The sequence below is a fragment of the Nocardia sp. CA-135398 genome, assembly GCF_050955845.1.
Taxonomy (GTDB): Bacteria; Actinomycetota; Actinomycetes; order Mycobacteriales; family Mycobacteriaceae; genus Nocardia.
The window spans coordinates 1,777,696-1,797,203 of the sequence record NZ_CP192084.1; the positions used below are offsets into that span (position 1 = coordinate 1,777,696).

Sequence of the window (19,508 nt, forward strand, 5' to 3'; positions counted from 1 at the left end):
TGGTTCACCAGGCTTCGGCGGCGAGCTTATCGATGGCCGCGCCGGTGAGCCGGTAGCCGACCCACTGATCCTGTCGTTTGGCGTCGATGGATTTGTAGAACTCGATGGCGGGCGTGTTCCAGGTGAGTACGGCCCAGTCGACCCGGCTGTAGCCATTGGCGGCCGCCTCCTCGGCGAGGGCGGCGAGCAGCGCCTTGCCGTAACCCTTGCCGCGGGTCTCCGGTTTGACGTACAGGTCCTCCAAGTAGATGCCGTGTACGCCGGTCCAGGTGGAGTAGTTCAGGAACCAGATCGCACAGCCGACCACACCGGTCTCGTCCTCGACGACATGGGCGAAAACCGCGGGCGACGGCCCGAACAGCGCGACGTCCAACTGCTCGACGGTGAGCGTGCACTCCGCGCGGGACTTCTCGTACTCGGCGAGATCTTCGACCAGACCGACCATGGCGGGTACATCGGCGGGGGTGGCGCGGCGGATCTGGCCAGATCGAGTCATAGTGCGGCTCCATGGTTTGCGGGAACTAGGTTGTGCGCCAGGATGGTTCGGTCGTCGTGTTCGTAACCGAGCACGGTGATCGCGGCGGTAGACATCGCGAAGCGCCGCCCCTCCCGGATATCGAGTTCGGCCCAGCGGGCGATCAGTGCCCGGGAGAAATGACCGTGGCCGACCAGCACGATATCCCGATCCGGCAGTACGGGTTCCACCGATGCCAGCACCCGATCGGCGCGTTCGCTGACCTGTGCGGCCGTTTCGCCGCCCGGTACGACTCCGGTCCAGATGGTCCACCCGGGATCGTGCTCGCGGATCTCGACGGAGGTCTTGCCCTCGTAATCGCCGTAATCCCATTCGGCCAGATCGTCATCGACGACGGCTGTGTTGTTTCGAGCGACCTGCAAGCCGTCGCTAGCGGCGGTGAGCCCCGCGAGTGCCGCCGTTCGGACAGCGCGTTGACGCGGGCTGGTGAGCACCAGCGGGTCACGCATCTTCAGCTCGTCGAGCAGTCCGCCCGCGGCGCGGGCCTGTTCCTCACCGCGCTCGGTGAGCGGCAGATCGGTGCGGCCGGTATGGCGCCGCTGGCTGGACCAGGTGGTTTCGCCGTGTCGGAGCAGGACCAAGCGGGCATCGTCACGTGCGGACATGACTTCCATCATGGAGCACGGGTCCGACATCGCCAGGGCCGGGCAGCGCTAGCCGAGCGCGAAAATCTCGGCGCCGCGCTTTTCCAGCACGGTGGTGCCGAGGACGGCGAGTGAGATGGGGGAGCCGTCGTAGTCGGGGCGGGCCACCGGAATGCGCGACACTTCGGTGCCCGAGGTGGGATCGAGGACCGCGATGGCGCCCTCGACCGGTACGAGTAGTCGGCCAGCCATGAAGACGGGGCTGCCGAGTGCGCCGGGAGCCGCCCAGATCGGATCGAAAGTGCCCGCGTTCAAGGCGATCAGGCTGTTGCCGGTGAACACCAGGAACAGCGAACTGATCCGAGTGGTCGTCGTCTTATCGCTCAGCGGTGCGGAAAGTTGGTGCACCATAAGCGCATTCCCGGTGCCGTCGAAGACCTCCAGCCGCGGCGATATCGCCTCGGCGGTCGCGGTCGATGGCGAACCGGGCAGGTACAGCACGATTCTGTTGTCGGACACCGCGATTACCCGCCCGTCGGGGGAGTCCGCGCCGGATCCGTTGAGTACATGCGAGCCGTACTCCTCGGGCACCGTATTGTCCTTCGGCGCCGGATTGAGCACGGTCAGCCGGTTGGTCGGATCTTCGGGGCAGCGTTCGAGGACGGCGAGCCGGGTGGAGCTCGAACTCGACGAGATCAGCTTGCAACCCTTGCGCGGCTGGGTTTTCACGTTCACCGGTGCGTCGACGTAGCCGTATTCGAGGGTGCGCACCAGATCCGAGCGCCACATCTCCAGCCGGCGCGGGCCCTGGGCCAGCACATAGGTGCCGTCGACCGATAGCTGCACGGCCGGATCCATATAGCTGCTGCGCGCGGTCCGGCGCGAACCGTCCTCACCGGCGAGCAGCGTGGCCTGGCTGCAGCCGCGCTGATCCTTGTACACCGCGATCACCGTGCCGAACTGCGACTCCACGCCGCACAGGGGTAGGTCGCGCCGGTAATGCCACACTTGCGCACCGGTGCGCGGATCGTGTCCGGTGACCGTGCCGTCCGCGCCCGTGACGACCGTGCCAGCGGCCACCAGCGCCCGGTTCGGGGCCGGGTCGGGCGCATGCCACAGCTCGTGCAGACTGGTCGGAACCTGATCGGCCGCCGCCGGAGTGGAAACCGGATGTTCCGCCGTCACCGATTCGGTGCCCCTGGCATCACTGCGCGCCCACACCACCACGGCCGCGATCACCACGACCACGGCGATCGCGACTGCGGAGATGATGTCGGCGCGCGTTCGCCGCTCGGGTGCGAGCACGTTTGCGAGACTACAACGTATCGCCGGGCCGATGCGATCGGTCTCACTGTGGATACCCGCCGAGGGTTGCTGGCCGACGATGCGGTCAACGGCGCTTACCTGCCGATATTTCCGCGTCCGCCGACCTGTTGTGGCTCGGCTGTGAAACATGCATCGGTCGTTGTGATGATGCGGAATCGCCGTGCACCACGAATGCCCTACCGATCGCCACGCCGGCACGGGCCCGGCACCCGCGAACCACTCGCGACGAGCCGGACCGTCGGCATCGGCCGCAGGCTCCGCGATGATCTCGGCCGACAGCGACGCATCCGCGTGGACGCGGTGGAGACGACACAGGCGCGCCTGTCCATGACAGACGCGCCTGCATATCGACTATGCCGAGGCGGTCACCGTTTCGGGAGCGGCTTCCGCGGCCGCATCGCCAGCGGGCTTGCGCCGACGGCGTCGACGGCGCGCGGGCTGTTCGGTGGTTTCGGCGTCATCGGCATCGCCGTCCGAATCCGACTCGGCGGTTACGCTGGTTCCGTTCTCTCCGTTGTCATTCGACTCGGTGCCGTTCTCCGTGCCGTTCTCGGCGGCATCGCCGGACCTGCGCCGACGGCGGCGACGACGTGCGGGCTTATCCGCCGTCTCGTCCTCGGTCGCATCGTCGAGTGCGGTTGCGGCGTCAGCGGTTTCGGCCTCGTCGGTCTCGATGACGTTGGCTTCACCGTCGATCGGCTGACCCGCGCGGGTGCGGCGACGATTGCGCTTGCGCGGCGCGCGGGCTGGCCGCTCGACCACCTCCGCTTCCTCATCGCGCACCGGCTTCGGCTTGCGGATCGTGCCGCTGACACCCTCCGGAATGCCGAGATCGGAGAACAGATGCGGGGAGCTCGAATACGTTTCGACCGGATCCGGGATGCCGAGGCCGAGGGCAGTGTCGATGGCGGCCCAGCGGTTCAGTTCATCCCAGTCGATCAGCGTCACCGCGACACCGGTGCGTCCGGCCCGGCCGGTCCGCCCGATCCGGTGCACGTAGGTCTTCTCGTCCTCCGGGCACTGGTAGTTGATGACGTGGGTGACATCGTCGATATCGATGCCGCGCGCCGCCACATCGGTCGCGACCAGCACATTGATGGTGCCCTTGCGGAACTTGCCGAGCGCCTTCTCCCGAGCGATCTGTCCGAGGTCGCCGTGCACGGCGCCGACGGCGAAGCCGCGGTCGGCCAGATCGTCGGCGACCTTCTGCGCGGTGCGCTTGGTCCGGGTGAAGATCATGGTCGCGCCGCGGTTCTCGGCCTGCAGCACCTTGGCGACCAGCTCGCTCTTGTCCATTGCGTGCGCACGGTAGACGAACTGCGCCGTGCGATCGTGCACGGCGGAGTCGTGCGGTTCTTCGGCGCGGATATGCGTCGGCCTGGTCAGGAAGGTGCGGGCCAGGGTGATGATCGGGCCGGGCATGGTGGCCGAGAACAGCATGGTCTGACGCTGCGCCGGAACCATGCCGAGAATGCGTTCGATATCGGGTAGGAAGCCCAGATCCAGCATTTCGTCGGCCTCGTCCAGGACGAGCACGCCGATCTTGCCGAGAATCAGATGGCCCTGATCGGCCAGATCCATGAGTCGGCCGGGGGTGCCGACGACGACGTCCACGCCGGAGCGCAGCGCGGCGATCTGGGACTCGTACGGGCGACCGCCGTAGATCGAGAGCACCCGCAGCTGACCCTGGTGGTTGCGCAGGTACTTGCTCGCGTTCTCCAGATCCTGGGTGACCTGGATGCAGAGTTCGCGCGTCGGCACGATGATCAGTGCCCGCGGGGTGCCGTCCAGCGGGGTCGTCCCGGTGTCAGCGGTGGCGATCCGGTGCAGCAGCGGCACACCGAATCCGAAGGTCTTACCCATGCCCGTGCGGGCCTGACCGATCAGATCTTCACCGGCGAGAGCCAGCGGCAGGGTCAGTTCCTGAATTGCGAAGGTGCGCTCGATTCCGATCTCGCCGAGCGCCCGCACGATTTCATCGCGAACCCCCAATTCGGAGAATGTCGGAGCGGTGTGCGTTTCGTCCAGTTCGGCGGTCAGTAGCGTATCCGCCAGACCAGGTTCCTGTTCGACAGTGATCTTGCTCAGGTTCGTGCCTTTCCTCGTTATCGCGTCACACGCGCACGAGGTGTGGGGCGGACCGGCCGGCCCGCGACAACCACATATCCGCCTGTGATACTCACCTCGGCCACTGCCCTGACGTCTGCGGGAGCTCGTCGTTTTCGGCGGCTGACCTCGGCAGATATCGGCGCGGCGCAAGGGTGATGCGGATCTGGTGCGCGCACATATTCCCGGACTTCGAAAACCTCGTCGGTGACACTCGGGCGACCGTACGATCCGGCGACTCGACGGACGAAAATTTCCGTTGTCCGCAGAGATTGTAGCGTGATAATGTGCATGGCTCGAATTCGGCGTAGCAACTGCTTGCGAGTCGCTCGAAACGGTCGGCTGCGGTAATTCCGTACGAAATGCGCGGTTTCCCTGCGGTGACCGTCGACGTACGCTGCGCCACATGGCAATTCATCCGGCGCGTCGAATCTGGCGCACTCTCGAACCCATCCACGATGTCGTGTATTTCGGCGCGGACGTCAAGCAGGCCGGAGTCACCCTCGGACTGCGCGGTTTCTGGCAGACCTACTTCGCGTTCCGGGCCGCGCCGCTCGGTGCGGTCGGCGCGGGCACCGTGCTGGCGACCTTCGCCGGATTTCACCCGGACACGGTGGCCAAGGCCGTGCCGGATGCGTGGGCCCGAACGACGCCGGAGGCATGTCTGCGGGCCCGGCTCGACTTTTCGGTCGGATTGTTGCGCGGGATGGGAGCCGGTGACGCCGATTGCGCCCGTGCCGTCGAATTGCTCGAACCGGTGGTGCGCACGGCCGATCCGACCGGGCGTCCGTTGTACGCGGCGAATGCGGAATTGCCGCTGTCCGACGATCCGGTGGCAGCGTTGTGGCAGCTCACCACCACGCTGCGGGAACATCGCGGCGACGGCCATGTGGCGGCCCTGGTCGCCCATGGCCTGTCCGGATCGCAGGCGCTGGTGCTGCAGGTCGCGGCCGGTAAGGCGCCCGAATCGGTGATGCGGCCCGCGCGCGGCTGGTCGGAGCGGGAATGGGCCGATATCGCCGACGAGTTGCGTGCCGGGGGTTTGATCGCGGGGGAGCCGATCAGTCCGGAGTTGACCGGCTCGGGCGCCGAATTGCTCGAACGCGTGGAGGCCGATACCGACGCGGCGGCCTGGAACGGCGCATTGGCGGCGTTGTCGCAGGACGCCGTCGCGGAGTTGACCTACCTGCTCGATCCGTTGGCCAAGCGCGTTCAGGAGAGCGTGGTGCCGCCGCTCAATCCGATCGGCATGACTCGGGACTGAGCGGTGCACGGTTGCTCACAAATCGGAGTGCCTGTTACCGCCGGTAACGGGATATGAGACATTTGACAGGTGAGTTTCACCGACACCGTCACCATCGCGGCGCGCAATGCCTGGGCGCTGACCTTCGGCCAAGGCGTCGAGGCACCGGATCCCGCACCGTCGACGGTGCTGTCGGACGAACCGCATCGACAGTTGCGCCGCTTCGAGGATACCGGATCTGCCACGGCCGCAATGGATTCGGCGGTGCTGCTGGTGCCGCCGCTGGCCGCGCCGGCGAGCTGCTTCGATCTGCGTCCGGATCAGAGCCTGGCCCGATTCCTGCTGGAGACGGGTCGGGCGCCCTATGTCGTCGACTACGGCGAGATCACCTTCGCCGATCGGCGGATGGGCTTCGAGACCTGGATCGATGACATCCTGCCCGAGGCGATCCTGCGCACCTCCGCCGATCGCGATGGCCGTCCGGTCGATCTGGTCGGCTGGTCGATCGGCGGCACCCTGGCGCTGCTGACCGCGGCCGCGCACCCCGAACTGCCCATCCGCTCCATCACAGCGGTCGGCTCGCCGCTCGACTACGACAAGATGACCGGCATCCCGCAGGTTCGCGCGGTGGCCAAGCTGACGGGCGGCATCGCCACCTCGGCGGCGGTGCGCGCGGCGGGCGGCATTCCGGCCACGCTGACCCGCATCGCCTACAAGGTCACCGCATGGGACCGCGAACTCACCCGGCCCTGGTTCGTGGTGAGCAATATCGCGCGCACCGAAACCCTGGCCAAGATGGAGTCCATCGACCGCTTCATGTCCGAGATGCCGGGCTATCCCGGGCGCTTCTACGGTCAGCTGTGGGGCCGCCTGATCCTGAACAACGACATCGGTCGCGGTGTGGTGAAGCTCGGCAAGCGTCGCATCCGATTGGCCGACGTGACCGCGCCCGTGCTGCTGGTCGGCGGACCCGCCGATGTCATCACTCCCGCCGCAGCGGTGGCGGCCGGGCAGCGCATCCTCACCGGCGCGCAGTCCGTGCGCTACGAAACCGCACCCGGCAGTCATCTCGGCATCCTCACCGCCGAAACCGCGCGCGACACCACATGGACCTATCTCGACAAGTTCCTGTGCGAGCTGTCCTGAACAATGACGCTCCCGGTGTTTGCCCGGATGACGGCGACAAGTACCGGGATGACGGTCTCACGTAACAGACCCGGACTAGGCTGTGTCGACATGGGAGCACAGTCACCTGCAGCGGTAGGGGTTTCGTTGTCCGGCTCGTCCATTTCCGCCGACGAAACGGGCGTGATCGACCTGTTCGCGGTGCTCGCCTACGGTGAGATCTCCGCGTTCTACCGGCTGGCCGAGGAGGCCAAGCTGTCGCCGTCACTGCGCGGCAAGGTGGCCGTCGCGAAGATGGCCGCCGCCGAGATGCGGCACTTCGAGACCCTGGAGTCCGCGCTGGCCGAACGCGGTGTGGACATCTTCGACGCGATGGCGCCGTTCGTGCGCGCACTGGACGCCTACCACGACTCCACCGATCCCTCGACCTGGCTCGAGTCGATGGTGAAGTTCTACGTCGGTGACGGTATCGCCGCCGACTTCTACACCGAGATCGCCGGCGCCCTTTCTCCCGAGGTCGCCGCCGTGGTCCAGGATGTGCTCGCCGAGACCAGCCACTCGGAATTCGTGGTGGAGGAGGTGCGCCGCGCGGTCGCGACCAGCCGCTCCGAGCGCGACCGGCTGACGCTGTGGGGTCGACGGCTGCTCGGTGAGGCGATCACCCAGGCGCAGTACGTCATGGCCCAGCGCGACGAACTCACCGAGCTGGTGCTCGCCGCGACCGGTGACCTCAACGGCATCGCCGCGCTGTTCGAGCGCATGCAGGCCAGTCATGCCGAGCGCATGGCCGTCTTGGGAATCTGATTACTCGTTGACCGCGCGGACCAGTCGCAGGCCGGGCGATTGCGCCTGCGCCTGGTCGGTGAGCCAGACGACGATGCACTGATCCTTATCGGCGTTGAGTGCCTCGAACGGGATATCGATATGGCCGTACTCCGGGTGGTCGAACCGCATCGTGCCCGCGGCCAGGTCGTCGATATGCTGCGGCTGCCAACGGCTTTCGAACTCCGGATAGGCCAGCAGCGCGTCGATCAGCCCGAGTAGGCGGTCCTCGCCCGGCCAGCGGATCGTCGCGCGGCGCAGGGCTGCCGAGAAGATATCGGCCATCTCGTCCCAGTTCCGCAGCACCTGCTTGGCGCGCGCATGCGTGAAGGTGAACCAGGCCAGGTTCACCACCTCCGGATTGTCAAGCAGCCCAACGGGTTTCGCGATATTCTCCCAGGCCGGATTCCAGCCGAGCACATTGAGCCGCCGCCCGATCACGAACGCCGGAGTGGGGTGCAATGCGCGCAGGATGGTCTCGATCGCGGGCGTCGGCTGCTCGGCCACGGATTCGGTGGTGGGGCAGCGGGATTCGTTACTCGAGGTGACGGCGAGCCAGCCGAAGTGATGGCGGTCCTTACCCTCGATCAGCAACGCCTGCGCGAGCGCATCGATGACCGACCCCGACGGATTGGTATCGCGGCCCTGCTCCAGCCGGGCCAGATAGTCGGCGCTCACCCCGGCACGCACCGCGACCTCTTCCCGGCGCAATCCCGGGGTCCGGCGGCGACCGCCCTCGGGAAGTCCCACATCCGCCGGTCGCAACTGGGCCCGGCGCGCGATGAGGTATTCCGCGAAGGGATTGGGTGCCATACGTTTCATCGTGCCCCGTCCTGGGATGGTTATCCGCGCCCTGACGGGTCCAGGATAACGGCGGTCTGGCTAGCGGACCATGGTCCGGTCATGGTCTATGGCATGACATCTTCCGCTGAACCCACCACCACCGCGCTCACCCCGGGTGCCTGGACCCTGGACGCGATGCATTCCCAGGTCGAGTTCACCATCCGCCACCTCGGCATCTCCAAGGTCCGCGGCCGCTTCAACAAGTTCGAGACCGAGTTCGTCGTCGACGACAATGGTTTCGCCACCCTCGGCGCCACCATCTACCTCGACTCGTTCGACACCGGCAATGCCGATCGCGACAACCACGTCCGCACCGCCGACTTCCTCGATGTCGCCAACCGCCCCACCCTGAGCTTCCGTGCCGTCGAGCCGGTCCAGATCACCGAATCGTTCGAGGTCGAGGGCGAGGCCACGCTCGGCGGGATCACCAAGCCGGTCACCCTCGATGTCGAGTGGGGCGGCGTCCAGGTATTCGCCGGAACCGGCGACCGGCACGCCGGCTTCTCCGCGACCGGCACCATCAAGCGCACCGACTTCGGCGTCGGCGGCCCGCTGCCCGGCATGCTCAGCGATACCGTCAAGGTCGAGCTGGAAATCCAGCTCATCGAGCCCAAGTAGGTATATCCGCGAACGCCGACGACGTTCGCGACAGGCGAACGTCGGCCGCATGGTCGGTCGACGGCGCTGTCGGATTCCGGGCGCGATCACTGATTTCCCAGGTACATGGGTAACTCGTCGGGTACGCCCAGAACTGGGGAGTTGTCCGTCCGCCGGCCGCCGACGTGGATTTCGTGGTCTTAGTGGGCGCCTGAATATCCGGGGAGGCGGGGGAGCATTAGCCTTGATTTCGACAGCACACAGGACTCTAGGTTCGGAGGTTGGCCGTGGAGGTCAAGATCGGTATTTCGGATAGCCCGCGCGAGCTCGTGATCAACAGCGGGCAGACCCCGGACGAGGTCGAGGCGCTGGTGTCCGGTGCGCTGAGCGGCGAGGGCGGCGTCGTGGCGCTCACCGACGAGAAGGGCCGCAAGTTCCTGATCCAGGCCTCTAAGGTCGCCTACGTCGAGATCGGCGCCGCCACCGGCGGCCGGGTCGGATTCGCGGCGGTCTGAGCCGAACCGCGGCACGACAGACGACAGAGCCCCCGCACTCGGGCGAGTGCGGGGGCTCTGTCGTCTGCTCGGTCAGTTGATCGGATGCAGCGGCACGTGCGACAGACCGCCCCACGCCAGCGAGACGGTGGTGTCGACCGCTTCTTCCTTCGGAATCGGCCGATCCGCCTCCAGCCAATACCGCGCGGTGAACTGGCTGGTGCCGACCAGTCCGACCGCGAGGATCCTGGCCCGGTACGGGTCCAGACCGGAATCGTGGGCGACCAGATCGAAGACCGCGTCCACACAGGCCTCGGTGGCCTGCTCGACCCGGCGCTGCACCTGCGGCTCGCTGATCAGATCGGATTCGAAAACCAGTCGGAAGCCCTGCATTTCGTTGTCGACGAAATCGAAGTAGGCCTGGACCGCGGCGCGGACGCGCTGTCGGTTGTCGGTGGTCGAGCGCAGCGCCTGGCGCACACTCGACACCAGCATGTCGACGTAGTTCTGCAGCACCGCCAAATACAGTTCGAGCTTGCTGGCGAAGTGCTGATAGAGCACCGGCTTGCTCACTCCGGCGCACTGCGAGATCTCGTCCATGCCCGCGGCGTGGTAGCCGCGCTGGACGAACACCTCACTGGCGGCCGCGAGTAGCTGTTGACGACGCTCGTCGCGCGGAAGCCGGGTACCGCGCTTGGTCGGCGCCATGGCATCGGACGACGTTCTGCGGGACGTCATCCGGTCCACGAGGTCAGTCATTTTTCGGCTCTCCCAGTCGATGCCCCGGCAATTGGGGTGTACACCGGGTATCCCATGAACGATACCCGGTTGCACCGCGTCTGCCGATCGGGGCCGCCGATGCGGTCCACTCGGTGAGATATATCGCAGCTGATCGGTCGCGCAGGCACACCGGAGGCGAGGGTATTGCGCCCTGTGAGACGCTGGTTGACGTGACCGACCGACCGGAAAGACCTCCCGGCGGCGGGCGCAGCACGCACCGCCGGGCTGGCTCCGCCGCGTCCGGTTCCGTAGTCTCGGGCTCTGTGGAAAGGCCAGGCCCCGAGGTGCGTACGGGGGCAGTCACCGGAGACGGTGCCGCTGCCCGGGACGGCGCCGAAGGTGAGATCGAATGGAGATCGGGTTCGCCACCGCAGGATAAGAACGGTGTCGAGGTCTATGACCCGCTCGGCTTGTACGAACCACTGGTCGATCGTTCCTATCAACCGCTGCGGGCCCGCTGGGATCCCACCGCCCCCGACGAGAGTCGTTCCCGCGCACCGAGACCCGAGCGCGATGCCAAAAAGCAGAGCGCAGTCGGTCGTTTCATCCACACCTATGGTTGGCGTGCTTACGCACTTCCCGTACTTTTCGTGGTGACCGTGCTGGTGATCGCGGACGCGGTGCGCGGGGGCACCGATCCGGTGAATCTGGCGGGCGGGGCACCGGGATTCGGACGATTGAGTCCGCACGCGGCCTCCGCTGGCATCATCGGAGCACCGCCCGGCGACGGCCACTTCCCGACGAATCTGCCGACCGGCGCGCTGCCCGACGGCGGACCGTTCACCGAAAACGGCACGGGCACATGGCATGTGGTGCCGGGTACCACCGGGCAGATCGGCACCGGATCGGAATTCCAGTTCAAGTACACCGTCGAAATCGAGGACGGCGTGGACACTTCCGGATTCGGCGGGGACGAATCCGTGGCCAAGCTGGTCGACAGCACCCTCGGCAATCCCAAGAGTTGGGCGCACGACAGCAAATTCGCCTTCCGGCGCATCGATCAGGGGCAGCCGGACTTCCGCATTTCGCTCGCCTCCCGCGAATCCTCGCGCAAGGCCTGCGGTTTCGATATTCCGATCGACTCCTCCTGCTTCAACGCCGATCTGCACCGGGTGGTGCTCTCGGAGGTGCGCTGGGTCCGCGGTGCGCTGGCCTTCGAGGGCGATATCGGTTCCTATCGGCAGTACCAGGTCAACCACGAGGTCGGCCATGCCATCGGCTATCACCAGCATCAGCCGTGCGAGACCGATGGCGGGCTCGCGCCGGTGATGATGCAGCAGACCTTCGGCACCAAGAACAACGACATCGCCGCCCTCGATCCGGACGGTGTGGTCCCGATGGACGGTAAGCGCTGTCGCTTCAATCCCTGGCCGTATCCGCGCGGTTGAGTGGGCGCGCGACCCCGTCTATTCGCCGCGGTCGGGTCAGGGGACAATGGTCGGGAAGAACGGCCCGATTGTCGGTGTTGAGTAGTTAGGCGCTGAGCCACCACAGTGCGATCGGCCAATTGATTCGAGGAGCCCTGGACGTGTCATCACCGAAGTCCCTGCCGCCGCTGGTCGAACCGGCCGCGGAGCTGACCAAGGACGAGATCGCCCGCTACAGCCGTCATCTGATCATCCCGGACCTGGGGGTGGACGGGCAGAAACGGCTGAAGAACGCCAAGGTGCTGGTGATCGGCGCGGGCGGACTCGGCTCACCCGCGCTGCTGTATCTGGCCGCCGCCGGTGTCGGCACGCTCGGCATCGTCGAATTCGACGAGGTCGACGCCTCCAATCTGCAGCGCCAGATCATCCACGGTGAATCCGATATCGGCCGTCCGAAGGCCGATAGTGCGCGCGATTCCATCCTCGAGATCAACTCCGGCATCGACGTGCGGCTGCACAAGATCCGCCTGGAGCCGGAGAACGCCGTCGAGTTGTTCGCCGAATACGACCTGATCGTCGACGGCACCGATAACTTCGCCACCCGCTACCTGGTCAACGACGCCGCGGTGCTGGCGGGCAAGCCGTACGTGTGGGGCTCGATCTACCGCTTCGAGGGCCAGGTCTCGGTCTTCTGGGAGGACGCACCGGACGGCCGCGGCATCAACTACCGCGACCTCTACCCCGAGGCCCCGCCGCCGGGAATGGTGCCATCCTGCGCCGAGGGCGGTGTGCTCGGCGTGCTGTGCGCCTCCATCGGTTCGATCATGGTGACCGAGGCGATCAAGCTGATCACCGGCATCGGTGAGCCGCTGCTCGGGCGTCTCATGGTCTACGACGCACTGGACATGAACTACCGGACCATCAAGCTGCGCCGCGATCCGGAACGTCAGCCGATCACCGAACTGATCGACTACGAGGCGTTCTGCGGTGTGGTGTCCGAAGAGGGCCAGGCCGCGGCCGCGGGCTCGACCATCACCGCGCGCGAGCTCAAGGATCTGCTCGACGCGGGCAAGGAGATCGAGCTCATCGACGTGCGCGAGCCGGTCGAATGGGACATCGTGCACATCGAGGGCGCCAAGCTCATCCCGAAGGATCGGTTCCTCTCCGGTGAGGCGCTGTCGGATCTGCCGCAGAATCGGCCGATCGTGTTGCACTGCAAGACCGGTGTCCGCTCGGCGGAGGTGCTCGCGGTGTTGAAGAACGCCGGTTTCTCCGACGCCTCGCACGTGCAGGGCGGCATCGTCGCTTGGGCGAATCAGGTCGATAGGTCACTGCCGGTCTACTAACTAGACCGGGTACTCACGCCGCGAGGTTGCTTCCCGACGTAACCACCACGCAGCGAGTCTTACGAGCGACCCGTTCGCGGCCCGTCTCGCGTCCGCGCCGAAGGCGCGGCCATCGACTCAGCCGAGTCGTCGAAGCGCATACGACGCAGTCGTATGTCTCGACGGCTCGGACGCGAGACACCAGGGGGCCGCGAACACGCCGCGCCGAAGGCGCGGCCAATAGCAGAGCGCCAAAATCAACACAGGTACCGTACGGCCGTGACTTCTGTGGAACCCCCCGAGCACGTGCGCGCCACGTTCGGTCTGCGCGAAGTGACCCCGGTTTCGCTGGGAGACTGGGACGGCGGCTGGCGGCTCGGCGACGTGGTGCTGAGCCCGATCGCCGACCATGCCAGGGCGGCATGGTCGGCGAAGGTCCGCGAAACCCTGAAGGTGGACGGCCTGCGCCTGGCCCGTCCGGTGCGCGCCACCGACGGCCGCTACGTGGTTTCCGGTTGGCGCGCCGATACCTATCTGGAGGGTGTGCCCGAGCCGCGCTATGACGAGGTCGTCTCGGTATCACTGCGACTACATCAGGCCACGGCGCAGCTGGAGCGTCCCCGGTTCCTGGTTCAGCCACCGGTCGCCCCCTGGGTCGATGTCGACGTCTTCGTCGCCGCCGACCGCGCCGCCTGGGAAGCGGTGCCGCTGCGAAGTCTGCGCGCCGGCGGCATCACCCCGGCAACCTCCCCCGACGGTCAGCGCAGCATGGAACTCATCGGCCAGCTGGCCACCCTGCGCAAACCGGTGCAGACCCCCGCCCAACTGGTACACGGAGACCTGTTCGGCACGGTACTTTTCGCCGGAGTCTTCACCCCCGGCCTCACCGATATCACCCCGTACTGGCGTCCGGCGCCATGGGCCGCCGGCGTCATCGTCGTCGACGCACTCGCCTGGGGCGGCGCCGACGACGGCCTTCTCGATCGCTGGTCGGATCTACCCGAGTGGCCACAGATGTTGTTGCGCGCGGTCATGTTTCGGCTTGCTGTGCATGCGCTGCACCCCCGCTCGACCCCCGAAGCGTTCCCCGGATTGGCGCGGACCGCGGATATGGTTCGCCTGATGCTCTGAGTTTCGTCGCAGCCGCGCGATCGCTCGGTTACCCGATCTGCTTCGTGTGCTGCATGGGTTGTTTTATGCTCGGACAACCGCCATCAGGCGGATTGTTTTACCTGCTCTGCGGGCCACCGGAATGCTGTGTGGTTGCCCGTGTTCGGACGGCTCGGCGACCGATTCAGATGATGCCGGAATGGAACCGGATCGGACCCTCGGGGAGCCAGCGTAAGCGTTGTGCCCGTGCTAATTTGACGTTCGTGGACGCGGTGTGGACCGGCGCGCCTGCGACATGGGGTGAGGACGGCGGCAGGTGAGAATCCAACCGAGGCAACAGATTCTGGATGTGTGGCGCGCCATGCTCGCCGCGTGCTGGGATGGCAGGGACTGGCGCTGGGGCGGTCGGATGGACGCCAACTCCATCAGCGATTCCGAGCAGTTGCTCTGCCTGCTGTATCCGGCCACCGAGATCGATATCTTCGCACTGGACAATCCGGATCGCATGGAGGACGACGTCAGTTCGGTCCTCGAACCGCTCGGCGGTCCGAAGCAGATCGGCAGCTTCGTTGTGTCGCTGCTCGAGCGTTATATCGAGCAGAACACCCGGGACGACGGGCAGCCGAACTTCTCCGCGGGCAGCTATCTGCGTTCCGCCGATGAGCGCGAACCCACTGTGGCACAGCGCGGCATCGAGGTCGTCGACTCGTATTCGATGTCGCTGACCGTCTGTATGGCGGGTCTGCGCTTCCTGCGCGCCTTCCGCGGTTGGGCGCGACCGGGGGAGCTGACCCAGCGGATCGATATTCTCTCCGGGCAGCTCAGCGCGCGACTCACCGCGGCGATGACCGGACTGGTCCGCAGCTTCGTCGTCAATACCGTGAAGCCGAAATCCCCTGAGGGACAGGCGATACTGGGAATGCTGAACCAGACCGGCGAACCGGAGCAGGCCATGGTCGACGGTGTGCGGCGCAGTCTGGAACGGGTGCGGGCGCGGTTGCGCAGTGACGTCACCCTGGGCCAGGAGGAATCGGTCCGGGAGCTCGAGGACGAGAATCTGCTGTTCGAATGCGGTTGGAGTTGGGGTGTGGCGCGTGACGCCACCGAGGTCGACTTCGTCGAGGCGCAGATCGCGAGTGAGAAGGGCATCGCCGATCCGCGCCCCTATCTGTATTTCACGGTCGTCGCGTTGGACGGCATCAACGACCTGGTCTCCCCGCGCACCGGTGAGCTCGGTCTGCTCGACGAGAAGCAGCACCGGCTGGCGCAGGCTCTGCGCACGCGCTGGGAACTGACCCAGCGCTATTGGTCGACGGTCGCCCGCTTCGGCTCCGGCGGTTGGCCGCTGGAGGATATTCCGTGGCGCACCTCCGACGGTGAGCAGTCGGATTACTTCAGTCTCATCGTCTCGGCGGTACTGATCCAGGATCTGGTCGCACGCACCGCCTCCGATGACGACTTGACAAGGGCCGTGGCCATTTTCGACGAATTGGCCGGGCGGGGCCGGATCATTCGCCGGACCATGGTCGATGACCCGGCGGTCGCGCTGCATAATCCCGGCGTGCGGCTTACCCTGCGGGGCAGTGAGGGCGTCGATGACGGACCGGTGCTGCAGTGGGAGGTCTCGGACTTCTCGGCGGTGCTGCTCAAGCGAATGCTGCAGGCGGCCAGGCTGTCCAACAATGTCGCGGCCCGCGACAAGTTGATGGAATTGGCCAAAGCCGTGATGGAGCATCTGGATCGGCGCATGCTGCGGGTCGGCGCGCCCGGACTGTGGGACGATCCGGCGGGTGCGTTCGGGGAGAACGGCGATGAAGAGGTCACCAGACCGTCCTGGTACATGACCGAACGCGTCATCGAATGTCTGGTGGCCGCCGACCGCACCTACCGCGAACCGCCGCCCAACTGGCCGGATCTGCAGGACGTCGCGCGGGTCATGCTGAATACCGCCGAGCATCGGTTCGATCAGGAGATGCTCGGTGTCAGCATCGATGACACCTCGGGCAACCGCGCCGCGCTCGATCGCGTGGAGGACCATATCGATCAGGCCAGGCGGTTGGTGCGCGAGGATTCCGCGACCACCTTCGTGCACGCCCTCGACGCGCTGCGTGAACTCGACCGACTGGCCGCCGCCCGCCGCGACGCGACAAGGAACCCCTAGCGCATGATCGTGTTCGCGACCTCCGACAAGGGCGGCACCGGCCGCTCGGTGACCAGCTGCAATCTCGCCTATCGGATGTGTGTGCGGGGTAAGCGGGTCGCCTATCTGGATTTCGACTTCGGTTCCCCCACCGCGGGTGCGCTTTTCGAGATCAGCGGTGTGGAGCGCGGAATCGCCGGTGGCGACGGCCTGCATTCCTATTTGCTCGGTAAGGCGGGCGTCGCCGCACGAATCGACGTGCGCGACAACACCGATCGGCGCGAATTACGCAAGATGCGCACCCGAACCGGCAAGCTGTTCCTATTGCCCGGCGATGCCGGTGGCGCGGAGTTCACCAAGATCGATGATCCCACCCTCGACAACTGCGCCAGATTGCTGCTCGAACTCGATCAGGACTTCGACGTCTGCATTGTCGACCTCAGCGCGGGACGTTCGGCGGCGATGGAAATCGCGCTCAAGGCAACGGCTTTGCCGCAGCTGGCCGCGCGAACCGTGCGCTGGTTGGTATTTCATCGCTGGACCCGTCAGCACATCATCGCCGCACACGGTCTGGTGCGCGGGCAGTACGGGATCCTCGATTGCGGTGCGGGCGCCGGACACGATCCCGAGCTGCTGCTGGACAACATCAGGTACGTGCGCACCGCGGTGCCGCAATTGAACGAGGCGACCGAATCCCCTGGGCCGCAGGCGGCTTGGTTGCACCAGCAGGACTCCATGTTGAAACGGCTGGCATCGACGAACAAGGTCGGTGCGAGCGCGATGCTCGGCGAGACCCCGGTCGAGCCGGTATTGCAATGGCGCGAACAGCTGATTCTGGACATCGACGTGCAGAAGGAAATTGCCAATAAGGCGACCGTCGAGGCCTTCGACACGCTCGCCGATCGGGTGCTCGATCCAGCCACCTGGCGCCGAATCTGACTCGACCGAACTCGAGAACACCATCCTGGAAAGGGATTTCGAGCACATGGAGCATGCCGCAGGCTACAGCGAGGCCACCGAGCACCCGCGCGTCGCCAAGGTGCCGCTGTCCCATGTGTCGATCGAGGTCGGACATTTCTATATGCACGATCTGGCCAATGGCGAGGAGAAGATTCGTACGCAGTTCCGCCGGATCGTGCCGCTGGTCACGGCATTCACCGAGGCCGCGAAAATCGAATTCGGTCCGCGGGCCCGGGTGAGCACCTGCTTTCTGGTCGACGACTATTTCCGGTCCGATACCAATCCCGGCGAAATCCTCGACAAATTACTGCGCAATGCCGACGAATGTGGTTTGACCATCGACTATTTGGCGCGCGAGGCGGGCTGCTGGGAGGTTCCGGCCGCCGAATACGGCACGGTGAACGCGCCGCGTATCGAGCTGGCCGAACTGGTCCGCGCCCGCATCGTGGCCGAACCACCCGAGGGTGCGAACGGCCGCAGGCCACCCACCGCGGAATCCGGCTGGCTGTGCAATGGCCGACGTGCCTCCGATGATCCATCGGAGCAGGCCATGCACGACGAACCGTACGAACCGGCCGAGGAATTCGGGCGGCGCGAGCACTCGATTTTCCTCGATGTCGAAATGTGGAGTAAGCAGACCCGAAAGGTGAACGGGCGCAAGGAAGTCTTCACCAAATGGTCCTGCCCGTATCTGGCCTCCATCTGGCAATTGCTTCGACTCGGCATGCTGCGTTTCGACGGTATGCCGGTGGTCGAGCCGCAGCCGTGGCAGCCGGGTGTGCCGTGGCCGGGCAGTTGGTGGGAGATGCCAGCGGTGGTCCAGCTGAATCCGCGGGCCAAACCATTTGCCGCATATCGGTCACTTTCGCTGCTACCGCAGCGATATCTGGGTATCGAGCACGCGGTGCGGGTAATACTCGATCACATCCAACTCGACGACGAAGTGGTCGACCAGATCGTCGCCAGGGGCACCGAGGAGGGTATCGACGTATCGCGCAAGGTGACCGAACGCCTCACCCATTTTCTGCTGGACGGATCCTGACGTGAACGAACCGAACGATTCGGCCGCGCGCCGGATGCGCGCGGCCCGCTCGACGCCGCACCTACGGCAGCTGCGTCGCGGCCGAGCCGTGCGTCTGCTGGTGCGCGCCGGTGCGGCACAGACCAGGACACCCGTCGGCCCCCTGGTCGTATTCGGTGAGGTGGACACCTGCCTGCTCCCCGCGGCGACGCCGCTGTCGCGCGGTGATCTCGAGGAACTGCTCGAGCTGGTGCCCGGTCGTCCGATGCTGTGGCGGGAGCGACCGATGTCGCTCGCGGTTTCGCCGACCACCGCCGAGGGAGTGGACTGTCGGTTGGCCGCCCCGTCGCATCCCGACGTGCGCGCGATCGGCACGGTGGCAACGCATGCGGTCGTCGTCGGCGGACGGGTGCTGCAGAGTTCGGCACGGACCAGGGTCGTGCGCGCCGCTGGCGATCAGCGCCGGACATGGTCGCACTACCTGAGCCAGGTCGGGGTATCCGAGGTGATCACCAAGGTCACCGCGGAAACCGGCGTCCGGCTGGCCGAGGGCTTCCTGGCCGCGGGCCCGCCGCCGATGGGCACTCTCGATCTCGCGTCGATCGCCAATCGGCTGCTCGGCCGCATCCGGATGGATCAGCGCCTGGACCAGAACACACCGGTGCAATCGGGAACGACCAGGCTGCGCTGGGCGGCGCGGATCGGCGACCCGGCGCAGCCGGTGGTGTGGTTCCGGTTGCGCGACGATACGGTCCGCACCGTGTTGATCACCGTGCGCACCGAAGCGGAACTGGCCGATGTGCAGCGGTTCTGTGAGGATCTCGCGGTGCACGATTGGCTGCTTTCGGTCACCGCCGCGGCGCTGGAGCAGTCCGATCTGTTCGCACCGGGTAGTGCCGAATCGGTGGCGGTGCTGGCCCCGGTGCTGCACCACCTGGCACATCTGTGGGTGCCCGGCGCGCATACGCCACCGGCGCTGCGTGGGCTGTGGACACAGCTGAACACCGATCCGGATTTCACCGCGGGGCGGCGGGCACTGATCGATCAGCTGCACAATCGGGTGCTGGTGGCGACCCTGGACGCGGTGCGGCACACCAGGATCGGCACCGAGGACTACAGCGCGGACTAGC

Annotated in this window: 18 protein-coding genes; 12 read left to right on the plus strand and 6 right to left on the minus strand. The window is 66.2% G+C overall.

What is annotated here, in order from left to right; translation table 11 throughout:
* Positions 1–4: 4 nt before the first annotated feature.
* The 4 genes from ACQP1T_RS08015 to ACQP1T_RS08030 form a co-directional block, all read right to left on the minus strand.
* The gene (locus ACQP1T_RS08015) at positions 5–496 is read right to left on the minus strand and encodes an N-acetyltransferase family protein (protein ID WP_433759309.1); all 492 of its coding nucleotides are present in this window, start codon (positions 494–496) and stop codon (positions 5–7) included.
* Positions 493–1,140 (minus strand): acid phosphatase, encoded by a 648-nt coding sequence (locus ACQP1T_RS08020; RefSeq protein ID WP_433759310.1) that lies wholly within the window; start codon positions 1,138–1,140, stop codon positions 493–495. The genes ACQP1T_RS08015 and ACQP1T_RS08020 overlap by 4 nt, the downstream gene beginning before the upstream one ends.
* A 48-nt stretch (positions 1,141–1,188) precedes the next feature.
* Entirely contained in the window at positions 1,189–2,424 is a 1,236-nt protein-coding gene (locus ACQP1T_RS08025) for an Rv3212 family protein (protein WP_433759311.1), read from the minus strand.
* Positions 2,425–2,796: 372 nt separating this feature from the next.
* Positions 2,797–4,554 carry a DEAD/DEAH box helicase gene (locus tag ACQP1T_RS08030; RefSeq protein WP_433762077.1) on the minus strand — a complete coding sequence of 586 codons (1,758 nt, stop codon included), beginning with the start codon at positions 4,552–4,554 and terminating at the stop codon, positions 2,797–2,799.
* Between the two features lie 403 nt (positions 4,555–4,957).
* Here ACQP1T_RS08030 and ACQP1T_RS08035 point away from each other — a divergent pair, with 403 nt between their 5' ends.
* From ACQP1T_RS08035 to ACQP1T_RS08045, 3 genes are all read left to right on the plus strand, one after another.
* Entirely contained in the window at positions 4,958–5,815 is an 858-nt protein-coding gene (locus ACQP1T_RS08035; RefSeq protein ID WP_433759312.1) for an SCO6745 family protein, read from the plus strand.
* A gap of 69 nt (positions 5,816–5,884) precedes the next feature.
* Positions 5,885–6,940 (plus strand): alpha/beta fold hydrolase, encoded by a 1,056-nt coding sequence (locus tag ACQP1T_RS08040; RefSeq protein ID WP_433759313.1) that lies wholly within the window; start codon positions 5,885–5,887, stop codon positions 6,938–6,940.
* 90 nt (positions 6,941–7,030) lie between these two features.
* The gene (locus tag ACQP1T_RS08045; protein ID WP_433759314.1) at positions 7,031–7,723 is read left to right on the plus strand and encodes a ferritin-like fold-containing protein; all 693 of its coding nucleotides are present in this window, start codon (positions 7,031–7,033) and stop codon (positions 7,721–7,723) included.
* On the opposite strand, the gene ACQP1T_RS08050 is transcribed toward ACQP1T_RS08045, so the two are convergent.
* Positions 7,724–8,554 carry a helix-turn-helix transcriptional regulator gene (locus ACQP1T_RS08050; RefSeq protein ID WP_433759315.1) on the minus strand — a complete coding sequence of 277 codons (831 nt, stop codon included), beginning with the start codon at positions 8,552–8,554 and terminating at the stop codon, positions 7,724–7,726.
* A 102-nt stretch (positions 8,555–8,656) separates the two neighbouring features.
* Between ACQP1T_RS08050 and ACQP1T_RS08055 the strand changes: the two genes are divergently transcribed.
* A complete protein-coding gene (locus ACQP1T_RS08055) occupies positions 8,657–9,202 on the plus strand; it encodes a YceI family protein (RefSeq protein WP_433759316.1) in 546 nt (181 codons plus the stop codon).
* Between the two features lie 266 nt (positions 9,203–9,468).
* Positions 9,469–9,696 carry a DUF3107 domain-containing protein gene (locus ACQP1T_RS08060; protein ID WP_062984284.1) on the plus strand — a complete coding sequence of 76 codons (228 nt, stop codon included), beginning with the start codon at positions 9,469–9,471 and terminating at the stop codon, positions 9,694–9,696.
* Positions 9,697–9,768: 72 nt separating this feature from the next.
* Here the strand turns inward: ACQP1T_RS08060 and ACQP1T_RS08065 are convergent, their stop codons facing one another.
* Complete coding sequence (locus ACQP1T_RS08065) at positions 9,769–10,434, minus strand: TetR/AcrR family transcriptional regulator (protein ID WP_420772032.1); 666 nt, start codon at positions 10,432–10,434, stop codon at positions 9,769–9,771.
* 284 nt (positions 10,435–10,718) lie between these two features.
* Here ACQP1T_RS08065 and ACQP1T_RS08070 point away from each other — a divergent pair, with 284 nt between their 5' ends.
* The 7 genes from ACQP1T_RS08070 to ACQP1T_RS08100 all read left to right on the plus strand — a co-directional run bounded on the left by ACQP1T_RS08070 (position 10,719) and on the right by ACQP1T_RS08100 (position 19,507).
* Positions 10,719–11,843 (plus strand): DUF3152 domain-containing protein, encoded by a 1,125-nt coding sequence (locus tag ACQP1T_RS08070; RefSeq protein ID WP_433759317.1) that lies wholly within the window; start codon positions 10,719–10,721, stop codon positions 11,841–11,843.
* 140 nt (positions 11,844–11,983) lie between these two features.
* Complete coding sequence (gene moeZ, locus ACQP1T_RS08075; RefSeq protein ID WP_433759318.1) at positions 11,984–13,168, plus strand: adenylyltransferase/sulfurtransferase MoeZ; 1,185 nt, start codon at positions 11,984–11,986, stop codon at positions 13,166–13,168.
* 258 nt (positions 13,169–13,426) lie between these two features.
* The gene (locus ACQP1T_RS08080; RefSeq protein ID WP_433759319.1) at positions 13,427–14,278 is read left to right on the plus strand and encodes a TIGR02569 family protein; all 852 of its coding nucleotides are present in this window, start codon (positions 13,427–13,429) and stop codon (positions 14,276–14,278) included.
* A 295-nt stretch (positions 14,279–14,573) separates the two neighbouring features.
* Positions 14,574–16,418: an SCO2524 family protein gene (locus ACQP1T_RS08085; RefSeq protein ID WP_433759320.1), complete on the plus strand. Its 1,845-nt coding sequence runs from the start codon at positions 14,574–14,576 to the stop codon at positions 16,416–16,418.
* Positions 16,419–16,421: 3 nt separating this feature from the next.
* On the plus strand, positions 16,422–17,336 hold the full coding sequence (locus tag ACQP1T_RS08090) for an SCO2523 family variant P-loop protein (protein ID WP_433759321.1): 915 nt from the start codon (positions 16,422–16,424) through the stop codon (positions 17,334–17,336).
* A gap of 46 nt (positions 17,337–17,382) precedes the next feature.
* On the plus strand, positions 17,383–18,399 hold the full coding sequence (locus ACQP1T_RS08095; RefSeq protein ID WP_433759322.1) for an SCO2522 family protein: 1,017 nt from the start codon (positions 17,383–17,385) through the stop codon (positions 18,397–18,399).
* A gap of 1 nt (position 18,400) precedes the next feature.
* Positions 18,401–19,507, plus strand: a complete 1,107-nt coding sequence (locus ACQP1T_RS08100; protein WP_433759323.1) for an SCO2521 family protein — start codon at positions 18,401–18,403, stop codon at positions 19,505–19,507.
* Position 19,508: the final 1 nt, after the last annotated feature.